The sequence below is a fragment of the Microbispora sp. NPDC049125 genome, assembly GCF_040802045.1.
Lineage (GTDB): Bacteria > Actinomycetota > Actinomycetes > Streptosporangiales > Streptosporangiaceae > Microbispora.
In genome coordinates this window covers 26,748-48,967 of record NZ_JBEZDW010000010.1, presented here as the reverse complement: position 1 = coordinate 48,967, position 22,220 = coordinate 26,748, and the positions used below count along the sequence as shown (strand labels likewise).

Sequence of the window (22,220 nt, the reverse complement as noted above, 5' to 3'; positions counted from 1 at the left end):
GGAAAACTCGTACATTTGCCGAGACCGCGAGGCGCCCACGGTCGTCCGCGGGGCCGGCGCCCGTCAGCGCAGCCGGTTGAGGGCCGTGGCGACGCCGACCCGTGACGTGACCTCAAGCTTGGCGAAGATGCGCGACAGGTGGGTCTCGATGGTCCGTACGCTGAGGAACAGCCGCTCGGCGACCTGCTGGTTGGTGAGACCCTCGGCGACGAGCCGGGCCACCTCCAGCTCCCGGCGCGACAGCCCCAGCCGCTCGGCGGCGCCGCCGGCGGCGGCCGTGTTCACCCCCGCGCTCACCCGGACGCCGAGGCGGCGCAGCTCACGGTCGGTCTGGGCCTTCAGGCCGCGCGCGCCGCACGCGTCGAAGATCTCTGCGGCGGCCTTGAGGCTCTCCCGGGCCCGGCCGCGGTGGGCGGCCTCCAGATAGGAGAGCCCGGCGGCGAGCAGGGCGCGGCCGGCGTCCAGCCGCCGCTCGCTCGACGACAGCATCCGCGCCGCCGTCTCGGCGGCGGCCGCCGCGGCCTCCGGCCTGGCCTCCCGCAGCGCGTGCGCCCGGGCGAGCGAGGCGAAGCCGGAGAAGGACGGAAGGCCGGGGTCGTCGAACCGGGCCGCCAGCGACACCCAGGTCGTCAAGCCGTCGGCGTCGCCCAGGCCGGCGGCGGCCCGGGCGAGGGTCTCGCAGGCCTGCAGCAGCGTCCCCCGGTCGAGTGAGGGTTCGTCGAACCCGTCGCAGGCGTCGAGGACGGCTTCGGCGCCCTCGGCGAGCCTGCCCGCGTTGACCAGGGCCTGCCCGCGGGCGAAGCGTGCGCTGGCCTCCCACACCTCGCCGCCGCCCACACCGCACTGCACGGCCTCGTCGCCCGCGAGGATCGCCGCCTCGTCCGCGCCTGTCCACGAGGCCGCCAGGCAGAGCTGCGTCAGTGCGAAGACGAGCTGCTGGCCCGAGTCGAGCAGTCGGGCGCCCTCCACCGACTCCTCCGCGGCGGCCGTGGCCTCCTCCAGGCGGCCCATCGCCACCAGCGTCTTGGCCCGGCCGGCGAGGAGGTTGGTCAGGATGTAACTCTGGCCGGTCGAGCGGGCCACGGCCGCCGCCCGGTCGAAATGCCGCAGGGCGTCGTCGTACCGGCCGAGGCTGGTCTCCGCCCAGCACAGCCACGCAATGGCGTCGAGCCATTCGGACAGGTGGTCGTCCGGGACGGCGGCGAGCAGCCGGTCGGCGGTCTCCGCGTAGCGCAGCGCCTCCTCCGCCCGCCCGGCGGCCAGGGCGGGCATGGGCCGCAGCGCGGCCACCGCCACGGCGAGGCCGGGCTCCCAGTCGTCGGCGGTGTCCGGCATGAGGTCGAGGACGGCCTGCGCCGCGCGGAAGTCCACCCGCATCATGCTCTCGGCCACCAGCCGCATCCGCAGCGGCACGGCCGCCGCCGCCCTGGGGCTCGGCATGCGGCTGAGCTCGTCGAGCAGCAGCGCCCGCGCCTCCTGCGGGCGGTCGAGCTGGCGCTCCATCAGCGCGCACACGCGGGTGGCCCGGGCGCGGCGCGGGAAGTCGTCCTCGGGGAGCATGCGCAGCAGCCGGCGGGCGGTGTCGCGGCCCTCGGCCAGCCTGCCGCTGACGCCCTGCGCCCAGCTCAGCTCCATCATCAGCGCCAGCCGTTCCTCGCGGGTGGCGTCGTCGTCCGGCATGAGCCGCAGCGCGGCCTGCAGCCAGTGCGCCGAGGTGGCCGGCGCGTTCGTCGCCACCGTGCGGGCCGCGGCGACCAGCACGTCCACGGCCCGCCGGTCACCGAACGTGCCGGAGTGCTGCACGTGGTGGGCCTGGACGGTCGCCGGGGCGCCCAGCTCGGCCAGGTGCGCGGCGATCCTCGCGTGCGCGCCGAGCCGCCAACCGGCCGCCGCCGACTCGTAGGCCGCCCGCCGCACCAGCGGGTGGCGGAAGCGGAACCGGCCTGAGGCGGCGCGGACGATGTCACGCACGACCAGCTCGTCCAGCGCGGCCAGCGCCGTGCCGTGGGGGACCTCGGCCGCGACGGCGGTGACGGCCGGCTCGAACTCGTCGGCCGCTACGGCGGCGGCCTGCGCCACCAGCAGGGCGTCCGGGGACAGGTCGCCCAGCTCGACCCGGAGCGCAGCGAGCACCGTGGGCGGCAGCGCGGCCACCTCGGTGTCCCCCATCCGGGCCAGCGCCTCCAGGTAGAACGGGTTGCCGCCGCTGGCCTCGTACAGTGCCCTGCTGCGGCCGGGGCCCACCGCGGGGCCGAGGAACTGCTCGACCTCCTGGGGGCTCAGCGGGCCCACGCTCACCTCGTGACCGCGCGGCCCGGCCGCCCCGGCCAGCGTCGCCAGGCGCGGGGCGGCCTGGGCCGGGCGGTAGGCGACCGCGACCAGCACCGGCCCCGGCGGCGGGTGGCGCACGACGTGGTCGAGGAACTCCAGCGTGGCGTCGTCGGCCCAGTGAACGTCGTCGAGGACGAGCAGCAGCCCCGCCGGTGCGGCCAGAGCGTCGACCAGGTGCCGCAGGGCCCGGTAGAGCCGGTAGCGGGCCAGGCCGCTGCGGTCGCCCGCGCGAGCCTTGGCGGGCCCGTCCGGGGGGCCGAGCGCCGGGAAGACGCTCGCCAGCAGTTCCGCCTCGGCGGCGTCCACCCATCCGGCGACGTCGCCGCGCCGCGCGTCGAGGTGGTCGTCGAGCGCGTCGACGAGCGCGCTGAACGGCATCACCTGCTCGTATTCGGCGGCCCGGCCCCACAGCCGGGGCAGGCCGCGCCGGTCGGCCATCGCCACCAGCTCGCCGAGCAGCCGTGTCTTGCCCGCGCCGGGCTCGCCGACCAGCGCCAGGAAGTGGAACCCGTCGCGGCTCGCGTCGAGAGCCTCGTCCAGAGCGGTCAGGGCGCCGGCACGCCCCACGAGCGGCGTGGGAGGGCCCGCTACGACCGGCTGGGCCGTACGTCCATCCATTCCCACCCCACACGACGCGCGGACCCGTCAGACCGATCAGCCGCGCCGACAACGACGAGTAAATGCACTTTACAGATCAGTCGGCCATAGAGGCGACAGAGCCCAGCATTAACACCCGATGGAAAGTATTCGAAAAGGAACCGGTCAGTTCGGGCGATTCGGGGATCAGGGGCCCGTCTGACCGGGTAAGGGGAGCCTCGTTCACACATCGTCACCGCGGAGGTGCCAGGTGCTGGACCGGATCGCCGATCCCAGGGGGCGGCGCACCCCGTACGGACCTCCGGACGCGGTGGAACGCCTGGCCGCCGCACTTCCGGGACGCATGCGCGACGCGCTTCCCCCGGTGATCCGCCTGGGAAGCCCCTGGCCGGCGCGGGTCGACGTGTTCCTGGAGGACGGAGTCGACGAGGCCGACGTAGAGCGCTGGGTGCCGGCCGCCTCCGCCGCGGGCTCCGGCGGCGACGGCCTGGAGGTCGCGGTCCGCCACGGCCGGATCGTCGGGGTGCGCGGCCGGGCCGGCGATCGGGTCGGCCAGGGCAGGCTCGACCCGGGGGAGCGGCACGGCTGGCAGGCCCGCGCGGGACGCCTGACCCGCCCGCTCGTCCGGGACGGCGACCGGCTCGTCGAGACGACCTGGGACGACGCCATGGGCCGGATCGTGGCCCGCTCGAAGGAGCTCCTGGCCCGCCCCGGAGGATGGGGCCGCTTCGGCTTCCACACCGGCGGCCGGCTGTTCCTGGAGGAGCTCTACACGCTCGCGGTCGTCGGCAAGGCGGGGATCGGCACGCCGCACATGGACGGGGACACCCGCTGGCACGCGGCCACCGCGTCGGCCGCCCTCGCCGCGAGCTTCGGCTCCGACGGCCAGCCGGGCACGTACGCCGACGTCGACCACTGCGACGCGCTCGCCCTGTGGGGCCACGACGCGGCCGCCGCGCACCCGGTGCTGTGGGAGCGGATGCTCGACCGCCGCCTGGGGCCCGCGCCACCCGCCATGATCGCCGTGGATCCGCGGGAGTCGCCGGTGACGAGGGAGGCCGACGTCCACCTGGCCGTACGGCCGGGCACCAACGTGGCGCTGATGAACGGCCTGCTGCACGAGCTCATCGCCAACGGCTGGTACGACGCGGCCTACGTCGACGCCCACACCCTCGGGTTCGCCGAGCTCTGGCGGGTGGTGGAGGCCTATCCCGCCAAGCGGGCGGCGGAGATCTGCGCGGTGCCGGCCGGGCTCGTCGAGCGGGCGGCCGAGATCCTGGGTGCGGCCGAGCGGCTGACCTCGACCGTGGAGGGCGGATTCCACCGGTCGAACCAGGCGACCGCCGCGGCCTGCCAGGTCAACAACCTCCACCTGCTGCGCGGCATGCTCGGCCGCCCCGGAGGGGGCGTCCTCCAGATGGGCGGGCCGCCGTCCGGCCGCAACGCGCTGGAGACCGGCGCGACCGGCGACCTGCCCGGCCTGCGCAACTGGGCGAACGCCGGGCATGTGCGGGAGCTGGCCCGGCTGTGGAACGTCGACACGTCGGCGATCCCCCACTGGGGGCCGCCCAGCCACGCCGCGCAGATCTTCAGGTATGCAGAGGAGGGCTCGATCGGGCTGCTGTGGGTCTGCGCCTCCGACCCGGTGGACGCCATGCCCGGCCTCGCCCGCGTCCTCGCCGCCGAGGAGACGTTCGTCGTCGTGCAGGACCTGTACCTGACCGAGACGGCCCGCGTCGCCGACGTCGTGCTGCCGGCCGCCGCGTGGGGGGAGAAGACCGGCACGGTCACAGGTGACGACCGCACCGTCCACCTGTGCGAAAGGGCGGTGGACCCACCAGGTGAGGCGAGGCCCGACCTCGACATCTTGCTCGACTACGCCCGGCGGATGGACCTCCGGGACAGGCAGGGCGGGCCGCTCGTCGGCTGGGCGGGCCCCGAGCAGGCGTTCGAGGCGTGGAAGGCCTGCTCGAAGGGCCGTCCCTGCGACTACACCGGCATCACCTACGACCGGCTGCGCGGCGGCGGCGTCCAGTGGCCCTGCACCCCGGGCGGCTCGTACGGCGTGGAGCGCCTGTACGCCGGAGGCCGTTTCGCGACGTCCGCCGGCCGCTGCCAGACGTACGGGCACGACCTGGCCACGGGGGCCGAGTGGGGCGAGGAGCGGTACACGGCGCTGGCCCCCGGGGGCAGGGCTTTCCTTCTCGCCGCCGACTACGAGCCGTCTCCGGAGGTCGCGGGGGACGAGTACCCGCTGGTGCTCACCACGAGCCGCGCGCTGCGCCGCTTCCCCACCCGGCTCGCCCCGCTCGGCGACAGGACCCGGGAGCCCGTCCTGGAGGTGCATCCCGGCGACGCCGCCGCGCTGGGGATCGCCGACGGCGACCTGGTGCGCGTGGAGTCGCCCCTCGGCGCCCTGGAGGCGAGGGCCCGCCTGTCCGGCCTGCGGCCCGGGGTGGTGATCCTGCCGCTCGGTCACGCGGACAGGGGGGAGGCCGCGCGCGCCGCCGCCGAGCTGACGCTCACCGCGTGGGACCCGGTCTCCCGGCAGCCGCTCCGTACGGTGGCGGCGGTGCGGGTCGCCAAGACGGCCGGAGCCCAGGAGGCGTGCCCCGCCGCGCCGGCCCTGCACGGCCGTCTGGGGGCGGCCGGGGGCGAGCCCGGAGTGACCGCGACGGCCCGGGCCCCGGCGGAGGCGTCCGAACGCTTCGAGGAGGTGTGAGCCCGTGCACCTCGCCCACTACCTGGGGCTGCTCCACCGGTCGCAGAACGAGCTGGCGGACGCGTTCCGCGCCGTCAGGCGGGGGCACCCCCGGGAGCCGGACCTGCACGGCGTCTGCGAACGCCTGGCGGGGCAGTGCAGCGCCCACGCCCGCCGGGTGGAGCCGTTCCTGAGGCACTACTCCGACTTCGCTCCGGAGGAGCCGGAGCGCCTGCACGCCCCGCTGTTCGCCGGGGCCCGGCGGGGCGGCTTCGGGTTACTGCGCGACCTGCACGACCTGTACCTCCTGGCAACCGTGTGCGACGTCTCGTGGGGGGTCGTCGCCCAGGCCGCCAAGGGGGTCAGGGACGAGGAGCTGCTGGACGTGGTCCGCCACTGCGGCCCCGAGACGACCGTCCACCTGCGGTGGCTCCGCACTCGGATCCGCCAGGCCGCGCCGCAGGCCCTCGTCGTCGTCCCCTGATAGACGGCGCCGACGAGGAGTCCGTCACCTCGTGACGGCCGGTGCTTTCGAAAGGGATCGCGTCGTCGCCTCTTGGTAGAGTCCCGGCATTTCGCTGATCACTTCCTGCCGCGTCCATTCCGGAGGCACCCCCCTTGGCCCCCGCCCCGCCTGCCGTGTCCGCTGTGCCTGTCATGGCTGCCACGTCGCGCCGTGTCCCCCTGTTCTGGTGGTGCCTCGCGGCCGGGATGACCCTGTGGTCCCTGGCTGGGGGCTTCGTCGTGTTCCTGCCCCCCGGGCTGCTGCCGTCCGGACTCCTGGAGACGGTCACCTGTGGCTGGACGTCGTACGGCCCGATGGAGGACCCTCAGCACGAGAAGCTCGTGGACCTCCTGTCGGCGATCCAGAGCTGGCTGGTCACCGGCACGCCGGTCCTGCTCGCCCTGCTGGCCTGGACCGTGGCCGTACGGGGGAGGGGACGCCCCCGGGTGCACCAGTGGGCGGCCGGTGTGGGGACGCTGGCCGTCGCGCTCGGCTATGTGATCACCGCGATCGGCGCCTGGCTCGATCCGCTGCCCGAGGAAGCCGCCTGCTCGGTCGACCCCGACCTCCTGTCGATCCTCTCGCCGGCCGATGTCGCATGGTCGCTCGGGCCCGCCCTGTTCGTGATGGCCGCCGCCTGGACGGGGCTGCGCGACCCGCTGCGGCGGAGTCCGCTGCCCTGGCGGAGGATCGGCCTCGTCACAGCCGCCGTGGTCGTGGCCGCCGCGACGCTCGTGGCCGTACAGGTCGAGTGGACGGCTCCGTCGCCTGCGGCGGTCGCGGCCGACGGCACGCCCCGTCACGCGCTCATGATCTCCGGCCGCCGCCTGATCGTGCTGGACCTCGAGCGCGGGGTGGAGGTGGGCAGGGTCCCGGCCGCCGACCCCGAGCTTTACAACTACACGGCCGTCGCCCGCGACGTCGGCCGGGGACACTACGTCGCCGCGGCGAGCACCCTCCGGCGCGACGGGCTCGGCCCGGCCCGCTCCCGCGTCTACCGGATCAGCGTGGACGGCGGCGGCGTGGCGCGGGTGGACGGGCCGGTGGGCGGAGATCTCGACGGCCTCGTCCGCGATCTCGCCGTCTCCCCCGAGGGCCGGATCGCGTACGCCCGCCAGAACGTCGATCCGGGTGACGGCCAGTACGCGGATCCCGGCGACGGCCCGTGGGCCGCGGTGATCGGCGTCCTCGGCCCGGCAAGGGAGTGGCCGCTGCGGGGCACCGGGACGGACGGCGTCCGCGGCCTCGTCTGGGACGGCCCCGCCACCCTGGTCTTCCAGGGCGTCACCGCCTCGGAATGGATGGAGTTGCTGGCACTGGACACGGCGGCGCCTGGCGGGGGCCCCCGGAGGCACCTGCGTGTGCGGGCGATGGGAGTATCCGCGATGGTTGCCGGTTCCGCCACCGGGTGGGTAGTCGCCAGCATCGGGGACGTCGACGGCAGGCAGGACCCGAGGCTCGCCCTCGTGGACGGCGCCGGCGGGGTTGTCGGCCTGGTCGACCAGTCCGCGTGCGGCGCGACGGGCGCCGCGCTCGCGACCGACTCCACAGGGCGCCACCTCCTCGTCTTCCATAGCGGGACCGGCGACGAGACGGCCGGGCGGAAGTGCGCCGACGCGTGGAGGGAGCTGGTCCGCATCGACCTCCCCGCAGACGCCCTTTCCGCCTACGCCGAAGAGCCACCTGTGTTCACGTTGCCGGGACGCGTCGTCTGGCGCGGCGACCCCTCGGTGTCCGCCCTCGCCTGGTGACCGGCCGCGCCGCTTCCGCCTACCGGGCCGGCCTGTCGATGGGAGCCCGGCGAGCCATTGGCTGCGGAGCCACACGGGGCCGGACCGTCGCCTGAGAGGTGGAGGCCGAGCTGTGTGTACAGCTCCAGTTGATCGAAGTACTCCCGGTGCGTGACGACCTTCTCGTTCTCGACGAACGACGCGCAGGAGCCGCGCAGAGTGATGCGGCGGCCTGTCGCCTCCAGTTCTCGTCCGTCGGGCAGCAGAAACGGCCCGGTGTGCGTGCCGGTCGCCGTCCATTCGACCATCATGGGCCGGTCGGTGTCGGTGGCCTCGTACCACACCGTCAGGCGGAGGTCTGGAAAGCCCCTGAAGAACTGCTCGTAGAGCCACGCGATCTGTTCGCGTCCCTCCGCCATTCCCGCGGGAGAGACGAGCACGGCATCCTCGCTGAAGAGATCGAGCAGCGCTTGCATGTCGTGGGCGTTGATCGCGTCGGCCAGCCCACGTTTGATTGCCCACTTGTCGACCATCGCCGCCGGCCCTCCGTGGTCGGGATGTCAACCCTCGAATCACAGTACCCACGGGCAGGTCGGCTCCGGGCCATGAAGCCGTCGGGGGCCCCTCACGGAATGCCCGCGAGCCTCCTCGCCGGGGCGAGTCCGGGTAGAGCCCTGCCGCCTCGCCGGGCCGATGGGCGGGTCGCGGCCGCGTACGCGGACTCCGTGCGGTGCACCTCAGGGCTCGCTCGCGCGGCCGGCACTCGGCCACGGGGCCGGCCGGGCGCCGGCGCGCACGCCCGTGCCGCTCACCCTGGTCCCCGCGCACGCCCCCGCGTGGCCGGCCGGCTCTGGAGATCCGCTCCGACCATCGCCGTGGTCACCCAGGTCGTGACGTCCACGCCGTCGGGCAGATCCCGGCGGCGTACGCGGACTCCCGTGCGGTGCACCTCGGTGATCCGGTCCACCCGGAATGACCGCCAGGCGGCCCGGTGCTCGTCGAACGCCACCAGGTACCAGCGGCGGCTCGCCACCACCAGCCGGTGCGGCTCCGCCAGCCGCCGGGTCGTCTCGCCGTCCGCCTTGGTGTAGGCGAAGCGCACCTTCTCGGAGATCACGCAGGCGGCGGCGAGCGAGGCGAGGACGTCCGCGTCGGCCACCGGGCCGTCACCGTACGGCAGGGGAACCGCCGCCTCCGACAGCGCCTTCACGCGATGGCGGAGCCGTTCGGGGAGGACCTGCTCCAGCTTGGCGAGGGCGCGGAGCGAGGTCTCCTCGATGCCGGTGATGGCGGCGGTGGCGGCGGTGCGCAGGCCGATGGCGATGGCGATCGCCTCGTCGTCGTCCAGCAGCAGCGGAGGCATGGCCGTCCCCGCGGTCAGCCGGTAGCCCCCCGTGTTGCCCTGGGTGGCGTGGACCGGATAGCCGAGCTCCCGCAGGCGGTCGACGTCGCGCCGGATCGTGCGGGCCGTGACGTCCAGACGGCCCGCCAGCTCCGCACCCGTCCACTCGCGCGGAGTCTGCAGCAGCGACAGCAGTCGCAGGAGCCTGCCGGATGGATCACGCATGAATTCATTCTGGCCCGCCAATAGGACATTCACTGACCTGTTGGGTGCCTAGATTCCAAGACGACGAAGACGGAGACGAAAGGAAAGACCCATGCTGCGAGGACTCGCCACCATCAATCTCTGGGCGGACGATCTGGCCGCCGCGACCACCTGGTACGCCGACGTGCTGGGCGTCGACCCCTACTTCGAACGGCCCGGGTACGTCGAGTTCCGGCTCGGCGACTACCAGCACGAGCTGGGGCTGATCGACAGCCGCCACGCCCCCGCGGGCGCCCCGGCCGGTCCGGGCGGGGCCATCGTGTACTGGCACGTCGACGACGTGACGGCGGCGTTCGGGGAGCTGCTGTCCAAGGGGGCCAAGGAGTACGAGGGGCCGCGGGAGCGCGGCGCCGGATTCGTCACCGCCTCGGTGGTCGACCCGTTCGGGAACATCCTCGGCGTCATGCGGAACCCGCACTACCTGGAGATCCTGGGCTCACCCGCCGATGCCGCGGAGTGACGAACCGGACCCGGCTGAAGGCGCCCGGAAGAACAAGACTGCCTTTTCGTGAACTCCGGTCCTACGTTCTGCGGCAGGCTTACCGAGGGAGAACGCCGTGGCGCAACTGTGGGAGCTGGACGCCGGGGATCTGGCGCGGCTGGTCCGGGACGAGCAGGTGTCGCGCCGTGAGGTGGTCCAGGCGCACCTGGATCGGATCGACGCGGTGAACTCGCGCGTGAACGCGGTCACCGTGGTGCTCGGGGAGGAGGCGCTGCGCGCGGCGGACACCGCCGACAAGGCCCTGCGCGAAGGTGAGGCGGCCGGTCCGCTGTGCGGCGTCCCTATGACGATCAAGGAGAACGTCGACGTCGCGGGCTCGGCGACGACGCTGGGAATCGCCGCGCTGCGCGACGCGGTGGCGCCGTGCGACGCCCCGCACATCGCGGAGCTGCGGGCGGCGGGCGCGATCCCGGTCGGCCGGACGAACATGCCGGAGTTCGGCATGCGCTGGCACACCGGCAACGGGTTGCGGGGTGCGACGCGCAACCCCTGGTCGGCCGGGCACACGCCCGGTGGATCCAGCGGCGGTGACGCGGTGGCGGTGGCGACCGGCATGGCCCCGGTGGGAATGGGCAACGACGGCGCGGGCTCGCTGCGCTGGCCCGCTCTGTGCTGCGGCGTCTGCGCGCTGAAGCCCTCGCTGGGCCGCGTGGCCCAGTCGGGCCTGCCGGGGCGACCGGCCCCGTTCGCGTTCCAGCTGCTCGGCGTACACGGACCGATCGCGCGGCGGGTGAGCGACCTGCGCCTGGCCTTCGAGCACATGTGCGGACGCGCGGGCGGTGATCCCTGGTACGCGCCGGTCGCCCTCCAAGGACCGCCCATGGCGACGCCGATACGGGTGTCGGTGGTCATGGACCAGCAGGGAGGCGGCGTGCATCCCGAGGTGACGGACGCCGTACGGCGGGCTGCCGGGCTCCTCGCGGACGCCGGTTACCTGGTCGAGGAACACGAGGCCCCGGCGCTGACCCGAGCCGGTGAGATCTACACCCAGATCATGTCGGACCACAGCCGTGCGCACGAAGAACAGCCACCGGTGGAGACGCTCGCCTCCGACGAGTTCGTGCGCTTCTGGGCCGCGTACCAGCCCAGTTGGGAACGGGCGGCCGGCGACCGCGCCTTCGATCCGATGATGGAGCGCGCCGCGATCGCCCGGGCCTGGAACGACTGGATGAGCCGTACCCCGCTGGTTCTCGCGCCGATCTGCGCCAGTCCGGCGTTCCCGGTCGGCGCCGACCTCGACCCGGAATGGCTCGCCGGCTGGCCGGCGGCGCTCCGCATGAGCGTGGTGGTGAACCTGCTGGGACTGCCCGCGGTGGCGGTGCCGACCGGAGAGGCCGGGGGCCTGCCGCAGGGCGTGCAGATCATCGGTCCGCGTTTCCGCGAGGACCTGTGCCTGGACGCCGCCGCCGAGATCGAGGCGCGGACTCCGCGATTGACGCCGATCGATCCCCGCCTGGATCCCACCGGTACGAAGTGCTGACCGTACCCGGAAAGGGTAGGCGATCGTCTCCCAGAAGTTCCGTCTGTTCACCGAGCGGGGAAATCTCCGGCCGAAAGCTGAGCTCAGGCCGAGATGACGTGTACAGCCTGGGCCTTGGTCGCCTGCCATAACGAGTTCTGATTGCTGTGCTTCCAGGGTGGTCGGTCAAGGGTGTGGACGAGGAGATTTCCTCGCTTCATGCCGGCCGCTAGCAGTCAGTACGCCGTGATCGCACCTTGCTAGACTCCCTGCGTGCGGCTTCCAAACGACGATGAAATTCGTTCATTGCATATGAAATACGCCCCCAACCGGGAAGCGTTCAATCTCGTGTATACCCACTGCGAAATCGTGTCCAGAATCGCAGAGCAGCTGATTTCTCACTCCAGCCTTCGTGTCGACGTGAATTTAGTGAAGGTTGGAAGCCTGCTCCATGACATTGGAGTCTATCGACTGTACGACACCGATGGACGACTTGATCACGCTCGCTATGTAATGCACGGCATTCTCGGTCACGAACTGCTTCGCGAGGAGGGCCTGCCGGATGTGATCTGTCGTTTCTGCTCGTGCCACACGGGAATGGGAATAAGTCGGGATGACGTGGTGAGGCAGCGTCTGCCGTTGCCCCCGGCCGATTATCTTGCAGAATCGAACGAGGAAATGCTGGTAATGTACGCGGACAAGTTTCACAGTAAGAGCGACCCTCCATCGTTCGTCTCTCTTGGCTCCTATTCGGCTTATATTCGCCGTTTCGGGGAAGATAAAGTCGGCATGCTTGAGTTGATGGCCGGCATTTTCGGTATTCCTGATCTCCAGCCATTCATCGATGAGTATGGGTACAGGGCCCGGTAACTCCGAGGTGCAAGATCGGTTGTGGCGCGATTGGCGACTGAAGCATCCCGGGTACAGAATGATTAAATTGGTCGATCGGGGTCGTGCACCACATCGGTGATGTCATCTAGCGCGAGGACGCCTCGAAGGTTCGGGCCTGCGCCCGCTGCCGGCGTCGGACGGTCCTCCGCCAGGCGCCGAACGGTCATCGAACCGCCGTTCGTCACCCCCTATGCCGGACTGGTGCAGCGGGTCTCATCGCGGCCGTCTTCCTGTGGGCCGTCGCGGTGGTCGCACTCCGGTCGCGTCGCTGACGACTCGGAGTGGTGCTAGCACACTTCACCCCGTGACAGGCCCGTAGCAGAGTTTGAGCGTGGGTTTCCTGGGAGCCTGGTTGGCGCTGGAGTTGCGGCGCCGCTGGCGTATGTGGCTGGCGCTGACCCTCTTGGTGGCGTTCGCGCTGGCCACCGTGCTGACAGCCGTGGCGGGGGCACGCCGCGGGGCCGGCGCGCTCGACAGGTTGCGCGCGGTGACCAGGCCCGCGGACGCGCTGGTGTCCAACCAGGATCCGGATCTCGACTGGAACCGGGTGCGCGCACTGCCGGGCGTCGAGGCTGTCGCGCCCTACGCGATCACCGGTCTGCACATCGACGACATGCCGTTCAACTGGCTGTGCGTGCCGCCCGTGGACGACGCGATGTGGCGGGATCTAGAGCGACCGGTCGTGCTCGCGGGGCGGCTGCCGGACCCCCGCCGGGCGGACGAGGTCGTGGTGCAGTGGCGGTTCACCCGGTTGTACGGCAAGGGCGTGGGCGACACCGTTCGGATCCAGCTCAACACGCCCGAGAAGGTCGATCTCGTCGCGGACGCCGGGGGCGCGATGCAGGGCGGGCAGGGGCCGACGGTGACGGCGACCATCGTGGGGATCATAAGGTCGCCGTACTTCTCCGACGGCGTCGACGGCCCAGGGGTCGTCCTCCCATCGCCCGGACTGTTCCGGAAATATCGCGACAACCTGATGGGGGCCGACCACAGAGGGTTCTCCGTCGCCCTGGTCAGGCTCACGGACGGGGCCGACGGAGTGGAGCGCCTCCGGACCCGTATGGCGGCGCTCACCGGGCATCCGATCCCGATCGACAGGCTCGCCGACACCGGGCGGCGCTACGACCGGCTGCTGAACTACGAGGCGGTGAGCCTGCTGGCGTTCGCGCTCGCCGCCCTCGCCGCCGCCACGTTGCTCATCGGCCAGCATCTCCTGCGGTCGATCGGCGGGACCCTCGCCGAGTTGCGGACCCTGCGGGTGAGCGGGCTGACGCCCCGGCAGGAGGCCCTCGCGGCGGCCCTCGGTCCCGCCGCCGCCACGGCGGTGGGGGCCGTTCTCGGGGTCTGTGGGGCGGCGGCCGCGTCCCCCTGGATGCCGATCGGGGCCGCCGCGAACTTCGAGCCCCATCCGGGGCTCGACATCGATCCGGTGGTCCTGCTGCCGCCGCTGATCATCGTGCCCCTGCTGGCCGTGGGCACGGCCGTGGCCGGCGCCTGGATCGGCCGGTTCGCCACCGGGCGGAACCGGGGACCGCGCGCTTCGGCCCTGGTGTCGGCGGCCGCGCGGGCCGGACTGCCCGTGCCGGTGGTGACCGGTCTCCGGTACGCCCTGGGCCGCGGGCAGGCGCTCCCGATCCGTTCGGCGATGTCCGGCACCCTGGCGGGGGTTCTCGGGGTGACGGCCGCGTTCACCTTCTCCGCAGGGGTGGGGGACGCGGCGGAGCATCCGGAGCGGTTCGGGCAGACTCATCAGCTCCTCGTTTTCCTCGGGTACAACAGGGAGGGCGCTACCGGTGTGCTGCCCAAGGTGGCCGCGGACCCCGATGTGCTGGCCGTCGCCGACGAGCGCGTCGCCGCCGCGTCCACGGGAGGGAACCCGTACATGGTGTACGGGCCGAGGCCCGTCAGGAACGAGGTCCCGCCGGTGGTGGTCACCGGCCGTCCACCGGTGACCGATGCCGACGTCCTGCTCGCGGTCACCACGGCGGCGCGCCTGAATGCCAAGGTCGGTGATGTGATCAGGCTCACCGGGCGGGAGGCGGCGGCCGACTTCCGAGTCTCGGCGATCGGGTTCGTCCCCATGGGGGTCTCCAACACCTACGACGACGGTGCGCAGGTCACCGCGGCCGGCTACGACCGGGTCTTCCACTCCTTCGATGTCAATATGGGACTGGTCGTGCTCGGCCCGGGCGCCGACGTCGGCACGGTCTCCGCGCGGCTGTCCCGGCTCGTTGGCCGTGACGTCGGCCTGGTGCCGGCGATCATGCCGCCGCAGCTCAACGAGATCAGGGACGTGCGGGTCCTGCCGGGCGCGCTCGCGGCCTTCCTGGCACTGCTTGCCGTGGCGGCCGCCGCGCACGCGGTGACGATCACGGCACGCAGGAGACGGCACGACATCGCCGTCCTGCGGGCCCTCGGCATGACGCGTGTCCAGGCGCGCATGATCACGCTGACCCAGGCGGGCACGCTCGCCGCCATCGGCCTGCTCGCCGGCGTCCCCCTCGGCCTGGTCACGGGCCGGGCGCTGTGGCGGCTGGTGGCCGACAACACCCCCATGGTCTACGTGCCCCCGGTCCCGGTCACGACGCTGGCCCTCATCGCCCCGGTGACCCTGGCCGCCGCCGCGGCCGTCGCCGCGCGGCCCGCCCGAGCCGTGGCCCGCCTCGCGATCGCCCCGATCCTCAGGGCGGAGTGAGCCACGACCGGCGTACGAGTGGTGGCGGCCGGGGAGGATGCGGACACCACCAGCAGGCACTCACGCCCCAGCACGGCCACACGGCCACGCACGCCCCTTCACGGCGCACAGGCCCTACAACACAACAACGCCGCACCCGGAACCGGGTACGGCGTTGCAGACAACCACGTGGCCCCGCCAGCCCCAGCCCTCTGCGGCCAAGGTTCTGATAAGACACCTATGGTGGGCGATACTGGGATTGAACCAGTGACCTCTTCCGTGTCAGGGAAGCGCTCTCCCGCTGAGCTAATCGCCCGGGCCCGACCGAAGATCGGGTTTCGAGCGGAAGACGGGATTCGAACCCGCGACCCTCACCTTGGCAAGGTGATGCTCTACCACTGAGCCACTTCCGCGACCGCCGCTCGGGTTTCCCCCGCGGCGCATGCTCAACTCTAGCGGATCCGGCGGGCTGCCGGAGCCGTCTGTCAGTCTCAGCCTCAAGAGGTGGAGACGGGATTCGAACCCGTGTGCGCGGCTTTGCAGGCCACTGCCTCGCCTCTCGGCCACTCCACCAGGGTCCCGCTGCCGGGACACGTGGTGACTCTACCCGTCCACGGCCTGGTCGCCGGCGTGGCGGGCGGGGCCGTACCAAAGCCGGGCCGTACCCGGAGAAGGCGTTGACCGGCGGGCGGGGCCGCGCGCAGGATCGAGGCGGAAACCGTACGAGGAGGGGATCCGCCATGGCGAAGGTGCTGATCATCACGGGCGACGCGGCCGAGGACCTGGAGGTCATGTACCCGTACCAGCGGCTGCTGGAGGAGGGCTACGAGGTCCACATCGCCGCACCGGCGGTCAAGAAGCTCCAGTTCGTCGTGCACGACTTCGTGGACGGATTCGAGACCTACACCGAGAAGCCGGGGCACACCTGGGCGGCCGACGTCGCGTTCGGCGACGTCACCCCCGGGGACTACGCGGCGGTGGTGATCCCGGGCGGCCGGGCGCCGGAGTACATCCGGGGCGACCTGGACTGCCAGGAGATCGTCCGCCACTTCGCGCAGGCGGGCAAGCCCATCGCGGCGCTGTGCCACGGGCCGCTCGTCCTGGCGGCGGCCGGCGTGCTCAAGGGACGGGAGAGCAGCGCCTACCCCGCCTGCGCCGTCGACGTCGAGAGCGCGGGCGGCACGTGGCTGGACAGCGAGGCGCACGTCGACCAGAACCTGGTGACCGGGCGGGCCTGGCCCGACCACCCGGCCTGGATGCGGGAGTTCATGAAGGTGCTGCGCGCCGCCGCCCCAGCGGGCTGACCGCCGCGGCGCCCGCGGCGGCGGCCGTGCCGTCCCCCTGCGACGTGCGCGGCCGCCCTCGCTGTGAGCGGCCCTGGCATGGGGCGTCGCGGTGTCCCGGCGCGGATGGGAATGTGTTGCACAAGAAGGATCATGTCGTGACTAACGGTGCATACGATTCCCGATCATGCGCCGTCTTCTCCCCGTGCTGGGGCTGCTCGCTCTCGTGGCCGGCTGTGCGGGGGAGACCTCCCCCGAGCCCTTCCCCATGAGGGTGGCCCAGTGGACGGCCACGCCCTCGCGGACGCCGCCGGACGCCGGATTCCACCTGCTCGCGCCGGACGACGAGCGGGACGCCGCCGACTCCGGGAGCACCCTTTACACGGCGCCGGCGGCGAAGGCCTCCTGTGACGTCCGCTCTCCCGCCGGGGGCTGGACGTCGATGAAGCGCTACATGGAGTCGGTCTCGGACTGCCTGGACGTGATCTGGGCGACGGAGTTCGAAAAGGTGGGGATGGACTTCCTGCCGCCGCTGCGCAGGTTCGTCAAGCGCCACGAAAAAGACTCGGTGTGCGGCAGGATGCCCGCCGACGGCGCCGCCGGCACCTACTGCGGCGGCACCGCGACGTACTACGTGCTGCTCCTGCCCGAGGACCGGGAGGCCGTCGCCGCCGCGTGGGTGGCGGAGGTGGTCGCGCACGAGTACGGCCACCGCATCCAGCACCTCGCGGGCCTCATGAGGCGGGCCGACGAGATGACCGGCCAGGCGGGCACGCGGCAGGAGAAGGACCTGGTGAGCAGACGGCTCGAGCTCCAGGCCGAGTGCTTCTCCGGCGTCGCGCTCCACGCGATGCGGAAGGTGATGCCGCCGTGGAGCCGGTTCCAGGACGCGTTCGCGGGGGTGAGTCCGCCGCGGTGGGTCCGTGACCACGGGCGTCTCGCGACCCGGCTGCGATGGCTGACGAAGGGGTTCCGCTCGGGACGGCCGGGATCCTGCGACACCTGGTCGGCCCGGCCGCGTGACGTGACCTGACTCGCCGTAGAGGGAACCTGACGGCCGTGGAAGGACGGGAAAGAGGCCGTCGCCCGTCCGTACAGATCCGGCCAAGAGGGTTTTGGGACTGATCCTGCCCGAATACGGGCAAGAAACTTGTTAGTCGGCATCCGTACTGCGTTAGGGTCCTGCTCTGTGTCGACGACACGGCATCCCTTCGAGGACTTGATCGGCCACCTCATCCGGACCACCTCGCTCGGCCCGGGGGAGGCGGCCCGCGTGGTGGCCGACGTCCTGGCGTACTTCGGCGAGTCCGCGGAGGACTACGTGCGGCGCCGCCACGGCGAGCTCAAGTCGAGGGGGCTGACCAACGACCAGATCTTTCCCCGGATCTCCGCCGAGCTGTCGGGAAGGCGTGTCACGGCACCGGAGCTGACCCTGCGCCAGCTCCGCCGGATCGTTTACGGATAGGAGCGCACATGTGCGGAATCGTCGCTTATGTCGGCCCGAAGGATGCGGCACCCATCCTCCTCGAAGGTCTCCAGCGCCTTGAGTACCGGGGCTACGACTCGGCCGGTCTCGCCGTGGTCAACGCCAAGAGCCTGAAGATGCGCAAGGTCAAGGGCCGGGTCGCCGACCTGGCGAGCGCCATGCCGGCCCGCTTCAAGGGCACGATCGGCATCGGGCACACCCGCTGGGCGACGCACGGCGTGCCGAGCGACGTGAACGCGCACCCCCACCTCGACCGTGAGGAGCGCATCGCGGTCGTCCACAACGGCATCATCGAGAACGCCGACGAGCTGCGCCGCCGCCTGGAGGCCGACGGCGTCAAGTTCGAGAGCGAGACCGACACCGAGGTGCTGGCGCACCTCATCGGCCGCACCGTCAAGGAGACCGACTCCCTGGAGGACGCGGTACGCAAGGCGCTCAAGAGCGTGGTCGGCACGTACGGCATCGCGGTGGTCGACGCGCAGCGCTCCGGCGAGGTGGTGGTCGCGCGCAACGGCAGCCCGATCGTCGTCGGGATCGGCGAGAAGGAGATGTTCGCCGCGTCCGACGTCGCGGCCCTGATCCGCTACACCCGCCAGGTCGTCCACCTCGAGGACGGCGAGCTGGCCGTGCTCACCGCCGACGGGTTCCACACGTTCACCAGCGACGCCAGGGAGACGGCCAAGGAGCCGTTCACGGTCGACTGGGACGCCGGGCACTACGACAACGGCGGCTACGAGCACTACCTGCTCAAGGAGATCTCCGAGCAGCCCGACACGGTCGCCCGCACGCTGCGCGGCCGCGTCGACGACCGGTTCCACATCGCCCACCTGGGCGGCCTCAACATGGACGCGCGCGAGACCCGCTCGTTCCGCCGGGTGAAGATCATCGGGTGTGGCTCCGCGTACTACTCGGGGCAGATCGGCGCGCAGCTCATCGAGGAGCTGGCCCGCATCCCCGCCGACGCCGAGCCCGCCTCGGAGTTCCGCTACCGCAGCCCCGTCGTGGAGGCCGACACCCTGTACGTCGCGATCAGCCAGTCGGGGGAGACCTACGACACCCTCGCCGCCGTCCAGGAGCTCAAGCGCAAGGGCGGCCGCGTGCTCGGCATCGTCAACACCGTCGGCAGCGCCATCGCCCGCGAGTGTGACGGCGGCGTCTACCTGCACGCGGGGCCCGAGGTCTCGGTGGCCTCCACCAAGGCGTTCACCTCCACCGCCGTCGCCTTCGCCCTGCTGGCCCTGCATCTGGGCCGCGTACGCGACCTGTCCCCGGCGGACGGCCGGAGGATCTGCGAGGGGCTGCGCCGGCTGCCCGAGCAGATCAAGGACATCCTCACCCTGGAGGAGCAGATCAGGGAGCTCGCCATCAAGTACGCGGACGCCCCCGGCATGATGTTCGTCGGCCGGGTGCGCGGCTACCCGGTGGCCCGCGAGGGCGCCCAGAAGCTCAAGGAGATCTCCTACGTCCACGCGGAGGCGTACCCGGCGAGCGAGCTCAAGCACGGGCCGCTGGCGCTGATCAGCCCCGAGCTGCCGACCGTGGCGATCGTCCCCGACGACGACCTGCTCGACAAGAACCTCACGACGCTCGGCGAGATCCGGGCGCGCCACGGCCGCATCCTGATGGTCGGCCACCGGACCGCCGACGCGGCCGACGACTGCATCGTGGTGCCGAAGAGCGAGGACGAGCTCGACCCGATCCTGCTGACGATCCCGCTGCAGCTGTTCGCCTACCACGCCGCCGTCGCGCTCGGCCGTGACGTGGACAAGCCGCGCAACCTGGCCAAGAGCGTCACCGTCGAGTAGCTCCTCCGTGCGGTACGGCCCGCGTCCCCCGGGTGGGGGCGCGGGCCGTTGACAGTCGGTCACCGGGTGGGTGTAATGGTCGGCGTGCCGCGTGGCGCCGGCCCCGACGAGCAGAGAGCATGTATGGGCCAGGCCGGCGACCGGGCGAGCACCTTCACGAAGGGACCGCTGCCATGAGGTCGCACTCCGCGCCGCGCGCATGATCTGAGCGCCTCCGCGCGCCGTCCCTCGTCCTCCCCGGTGCCCGGCACCGCCGCGTGACATCCGGCACGCCCACGCCCTCCGCAGCTTCGCGGCGGCCTCTTCGACGGCCTCCTCGACGGCCGGCGGGGTCCGGGCGGGCCCCTTACGGCCTCGGGCGCCGGATCGATGTCCTTCTCCAGACGAGGGCCGGTGTGCGGTGGCGCCATAAGCCGCGCGTCACCGCCATCACGTCATCACGTCATCACGACACCGTGATCACTCAGCGACTGTCACCGCTGACCCATGCGCTTTTCTACCCATGCACTTTTCTGGAGATCTGACACCGTATGTCCTTTAACCACAGCGTCATCGAGGAGTTCCGAGCCAACGGGGGGAAGGTCGGTGGTCCCTTCGAGGGCGGCGACCTCCTCCTGCTCACCACGACCGGCGCGAAGTCGGGGCGGGAGCACACCGTGCCCCTCGGCTACGTCCGTGACGGCGACCTGCTGCTGGTCGTCGGGTCCGCCGGCGGCGCCGACAGGCATCCCGCCTGGTACCACAACCTGCTCGCCCACCCCGTGGTACGGGTGGAGATCGGCACGGAGGTGTTCGAGGCGATCGCGGTCCCCGCCGAGGGGGCGCGTCGTGAGCGGCTGTTCGAGCAGGTGGTGCGCGCCGCACCCGGGTTCGCCGGCTACCAGGCCGGCACCGCCCGTACGCTGCCGGTCGTGGTGCTGGAGCGCCCGTCGCTCGACGCGGGGGAGGGGCCGGTCACCACTCTCGGCGGCAAGCTCGTGCAGATCCACACCTGGCTGCGCGCGCAACTGCGGAACCTGCGCGCCGAGGCCGAGGCCCACCTCGCCGAGCGCGCGGCCCACCAGGGCCCGGGCGACCCCCCTGCGCCGGGGCTCGGAATGCAGATCAGGCAGCACTGCCTGGCCTTCTGTCAGGGCCTGGAGTCGCATCACACCGGCGAGGACGCGTACATCTTCCCCGCGCTCGCGAGTGAGCACCCTCACCTGCGCGACGCTCTGGACAGGCTCCGCGCCGAGCATCGGACGGTGGCGCGCATCCAGGGTGAGCTGAGCGCACTGCTGGCCGGCGTCGGCGTCGCGGACCCCCGGCGGTTCCTGGCCGAGCTGGACCGGCTGTCGGAGGAGCTCACGGCGCACCTCGACTACGAGGAGGAGGCGCTGCTGCCCGTCTTGACCGGGATCCCGTTCCCGCCGGTCGCGCCGGAGCCCGCCGCGGCGGGAGACTCCGGCCCCTGATCGGGCCCCCGCGCACCCATCCCGATGAGTTCATCGTCCCCTAGCGTCCGATATGTAGTGACTTGGTGTAGTAAGCCATAGTCTGTGCGCATAAGGGGCTCTTCGGGGGGAGGGTGCCGGACATGCGACGCCGTACGGTTCTCGCACTGGGGGTCTTGGCCCTCGCGGGGGGATGCGGGACGCAGGCACCGCCGTACCAGAGCGCGATTTCGCTGGTCGTGCCGGGGGCCGGACGGGGCGACGTGGTCGCCCGCGAGCTGAAGGCCCTCATCGAGGCCCGCAGGTGGGCCCGGGCCGTGCGGATCCGCCGGTCGCGAGGCGGCGGATCCGGCGGCGAGCCGGAATCCGACGAGACCGACGGCGAGCCCGGACGTGATCCTGGCCGTGATGCCGGACGCGATCCCGGCGGCGGGTTCGAGCGCCGGCGGAGCGGCGGTTCCGCCGTCGGCTCACGGCCGGCCGACGCCCCGAGCGCCGAGCTGATGGTCGCCGATCCCGCCCTGCTGGCCCAGGCGGCGATGGGCCGGGGCCCGCTCCCGGCGACCCGTACGGCGCCGCTGGTCAGGCTCGCGGGGGAGTGGGAGGTCCTGGTCGCCGCGCCCGGCTCGGGCGTCGGCACGTTCGAGCGGTTCGCCCGGGACCTCGTGCGCGACCCGGGCGGCCGGAAGGTGGCGGGCGGGGCCGTGGGCGGGCCCGAGCACCAGGCCTTCGGCCTGACCGCCGTGGGCCTCGGGGCGGACCCCCGCCTCATCGACTACGCGGCGTTCGAGGACGGGGCGCAGGCCGTGGACGCGCTGCTGGACGGCCGGGTCGCGGCCGGGTTCGCCGGGCAGCGCGACGTCGTCCCCCACATCCGGGCGGGACGGCTGCGTCCCCTGGTGGTGTCGTCGCCCGAGCGCCTGCCGGGGGTGGACGCGCCCACGCTCCTGGAGTCCGGCGTGGGGGTGGTGTTCGCGAACTGGTGGGGCCTGCTCACCCCCCTCGCGCAGGCCGCGGGAGGCCGGGAGCGGTTACTCGACCTCTGCCGCGCCATCGGCGGCTCGCCCCTCTGGGAGCGGGTCTGCGCCCGCAACGGGTGGACCCCGCTCTATCTGGAGGGCGACGACTTCCGGCAGTGGCTGGCCGCTGAGGCTCGCCGTACGACCCGGCTGCTGGCCGATCTCGGATTGCGGTGACTCCACCGGCAGACACAACCT

At 72.4% G+C, this 22,220-nt stretch carries 15 protein-coding genes, 3 tRNA genes and 1 pseudogene; 13 read left to right on the top strand and 6 right to left on the bottom strand.

Translation table 11 applies throughout. From position 1 onward, the window contains the following. Positions 1-63: 63 nt before the first annotated feature. On the bottom strand, positions 64-2,949 hold the full coding sequence (locus AB0B72_RS14360) for an AAA family ATPase (protein WP_367739174.1): 2,886 nt from the start codon (positions 2,947-2,949) through the stop codon (positions 64-66). A 229-nt stretch (positions 2,950-3,178) separates the two neighbouring features. Here AB0B72_RS14360 and AB0B72_RS14355 point away from each other — a divergent pair, with 229 nt between their 5' ends. The 3 genes from AB0B72_RS14355 to AB0B72_RS14345 all read left to right on the top strand — a co-directional run bounded on the left by AB0B72_RS14355 (position 3,179) and on the right by AB0B72_RS14345 (position 7,885). Further along, a complete protein-coding gene (locus tag AB0B72_RS14355; RefSeq protein ID WP_367739173.1) occupies positions 3,179-5,650 on the top strand; it encodes a molybdopterin oxidoreductase family protein in 2,472 nt (823 codons plus the stop codon). 4 nt (positions 5,651-5,654) lie between these two features. After that, positions 5,655-6,113: a hypothetical protein gene (locus AB0B72_RS14350; protein ID WP_367739172.1), complete on the top strand. Its 459-nt coding sequence runs from the start codon at positions 5,655-5,657 to the stop codon at positions 6,111-6,113. 173 nt (positions 6,114-6,286) lie between these two features. Then, positions 6,287-7,885, top strand: a complete 1,599-nt coding sequence (locus AB0B72_RS14345; RefSeq protein WP_367739171.1) for a hypothetical protein — start codon at positions 6,287-6,289, stop codon at positions 7,883-7,885. On the opposite strand, the gene AB0B72_RS14340 is transcribed toward AB0B72_RS14345, so the two are convergent. After that, the gene (locus AB0B72_RS14340; RefSeq protein WP_367739170.1) at positions 7,801-8,397 is read right to left on the bottom strand and encodes an ester cyclase; all 597 of its coding nucleotides are present in this window, start codon (positions 8,395-8,397) and stop codon (positions 7,801-7,803) included. The genes AB0B72_RS14345 and AB0B72_RS14340 overlap by 85 nt on opposite strands. A 374-nt stretch (positions 8,398-8,771) precedes the next feature. Then, positions 8,772-9,431: pseudogene (locus AB0B72_RS14335) on the bottom strand (helix-turn-helix transcriptional regulator); the annotation flags it as partial. Between the two features lie 91 nt (positions 9,432-9,522). Between AB0B72_RS14335 and AB0B72_RS14330 the strand changes: the two are divergent. The 4 genes from AB0B72_RS14330 to AB0B72_RS14315 all read left to right on the top strand — a co-directional run bounded on the left by AB0B72_RS14330 (position 9,523) and on the right by AB0B72_RS14315 (position 15,017). Continuing rightward, on the top strand, positions 9,523-9,930 hold the full coding sequence (locus tag AB0B72_RS14330) for a VOC family protein (protein ID WP_367739169.1): 408 nt from the start codon (positions 9,523-9,525) through the stop codon (positions 9,928-9,930). 97 nt (positions 9,931-10,027) lie between these two features. Beyond that, on the top strand, positions 10,028-11,452 hold the full coding sequence (locus AB0B72_RS14325) for an amidase (RefSeq protein ID WP_367739168.1): 1,425 nt from the start codon (positions 10,028-10,030) through the stop codon (positions 11,450-11,452). Positions 11,453-11,704: 252 nt separating this feature from the next. Beyond that, positions 11,705-12,301, top strand: a complete 597-nt coding sequence (locus tag AB0B72_RS14320) for an HD domain-containing protein (RefSeq protein ID WP_367739167.1) — start codon at positions 11,705-11,707, stop codon at positions 12,299-12,301. 352 nt (positions 12,302-12,653) lie between these two features. Continuing rightward, complete coding sequence (locus AB0B72_RS14315; protein WP_367739166.1) at positions 12,654-15,017, top strand: FtsX-like permease family protein; 2,364 nt, start codon at positions 12,654-12,656, stop codon at positions 15,015-15,017. 220 nt (positions 15,018-15,237) lie between these two features. Here AB0B72_RS14315 and AB0B72_RS14310 read toward each other — a convergent pair. The 3 genes from AB0B72_RS14310 to AB0B72_RS14300 form a co-directional block, all read right to left on the bottom strand. Next, positions 15,238-15,312: transfer RNA gene (locus AB0B72_RS14310), tRNA-Val, on the bottom strand. A gap of 25 nt (positions 15,313-15,337) precedes the next feature. After that, positions 15,338-15,409 (bottom strand) — tRNA-Gly (locus AB0B72_RS14305). Positions 15,410-15,498: 89 nt separating this feature from the next. Further along, positions 15,499-15,569, bottom strand: a tRNA-Cys gene (locus tag AB0B72_RS14300). Between the two features lie 167 nt (positions 15,570-15,736). Here AB0B72_RS14300 and AB0B72_RS14295 point away from each other — a divergent pair. From AB0B72_RS14295 to AB0B72_RS14270, 6 genes are all read left to right on the top strand, one after another. Continuing rightward, complete coding sequence (locus AB0B72_RS14295; protein ID WP_367739165.1) at positions 15,737-16,300, top strand: DJ-1/PfpI family protein; 564 nt, start codon at positions 15,737-15,739, stop codon at positions 16,298-16,300. Positions 16,301-16,466: 166 nt separating this feature from the next. Next, positions 16,467-17,312 (top strand): neutral zinc metallopeptidase, encoded by an 846-nt coding sequence (locus AB0B72_RS14290; RefSeq protein WP_367739164.1) that lies wholly within the window; start codon positions 16,467-16,469, stop codon positions 17,310-17,312. A gap of 156 nt (positions 17,313-17,468) precedes the next feature. Then, the gene (locus tag AB0B72_RS14285; protein WP_367739163.1) at positions 17,469-17,744 is read left to right on the top strand and encodes a hypothetical protein; all 276 of its coding nucleotides are present in this window, start codon (positions 17,469-17,471) and stop codon (positions 17,742-17,744) included. 8 nt (positions 17,745-17,752) lie between these two features. Continuing rightward, a complete protein-coding gene (glmS, locus tag AB0B72_RS14280; RefSeq protein ID WP_367739162.1) occupies positions 17,753-19,570 on the top strand; it encodes a glutamine--fructose-6-phosphate transaminase (isomerizing) in 1,818 nt (605 codons plus the stop codon). Between the two features lie 530 nt (positions 19,571-20,100). Beyond that, complete coding sequence (locus tag AB0B72_RS14275; RefSeq protein ID WP_367739161.1) at positions 20,101-21,024, top strand: nitroreductase/quinone reductase family protein; 924 nt, start codon at positions 20,101-20,103, stop codon at positions 21,022-21,024. A 122-nt stretch (positions 21,025-21,146) separates the two neighbouring features. Then, positions 21,147-22,199, top strand: a complete 1,053-nt coding sequence (locus AB0B72_RS14270) for a Bug family tripartite tricarboxylate transporter substrate binding protein (protein WP_367739160.1) — start codon at positions 21,147-21,149, stop codon at positions 22,197-22,199. The last annotated feature ends 21 nt before the right edge of the window (positions 22,200-22,220 follow it).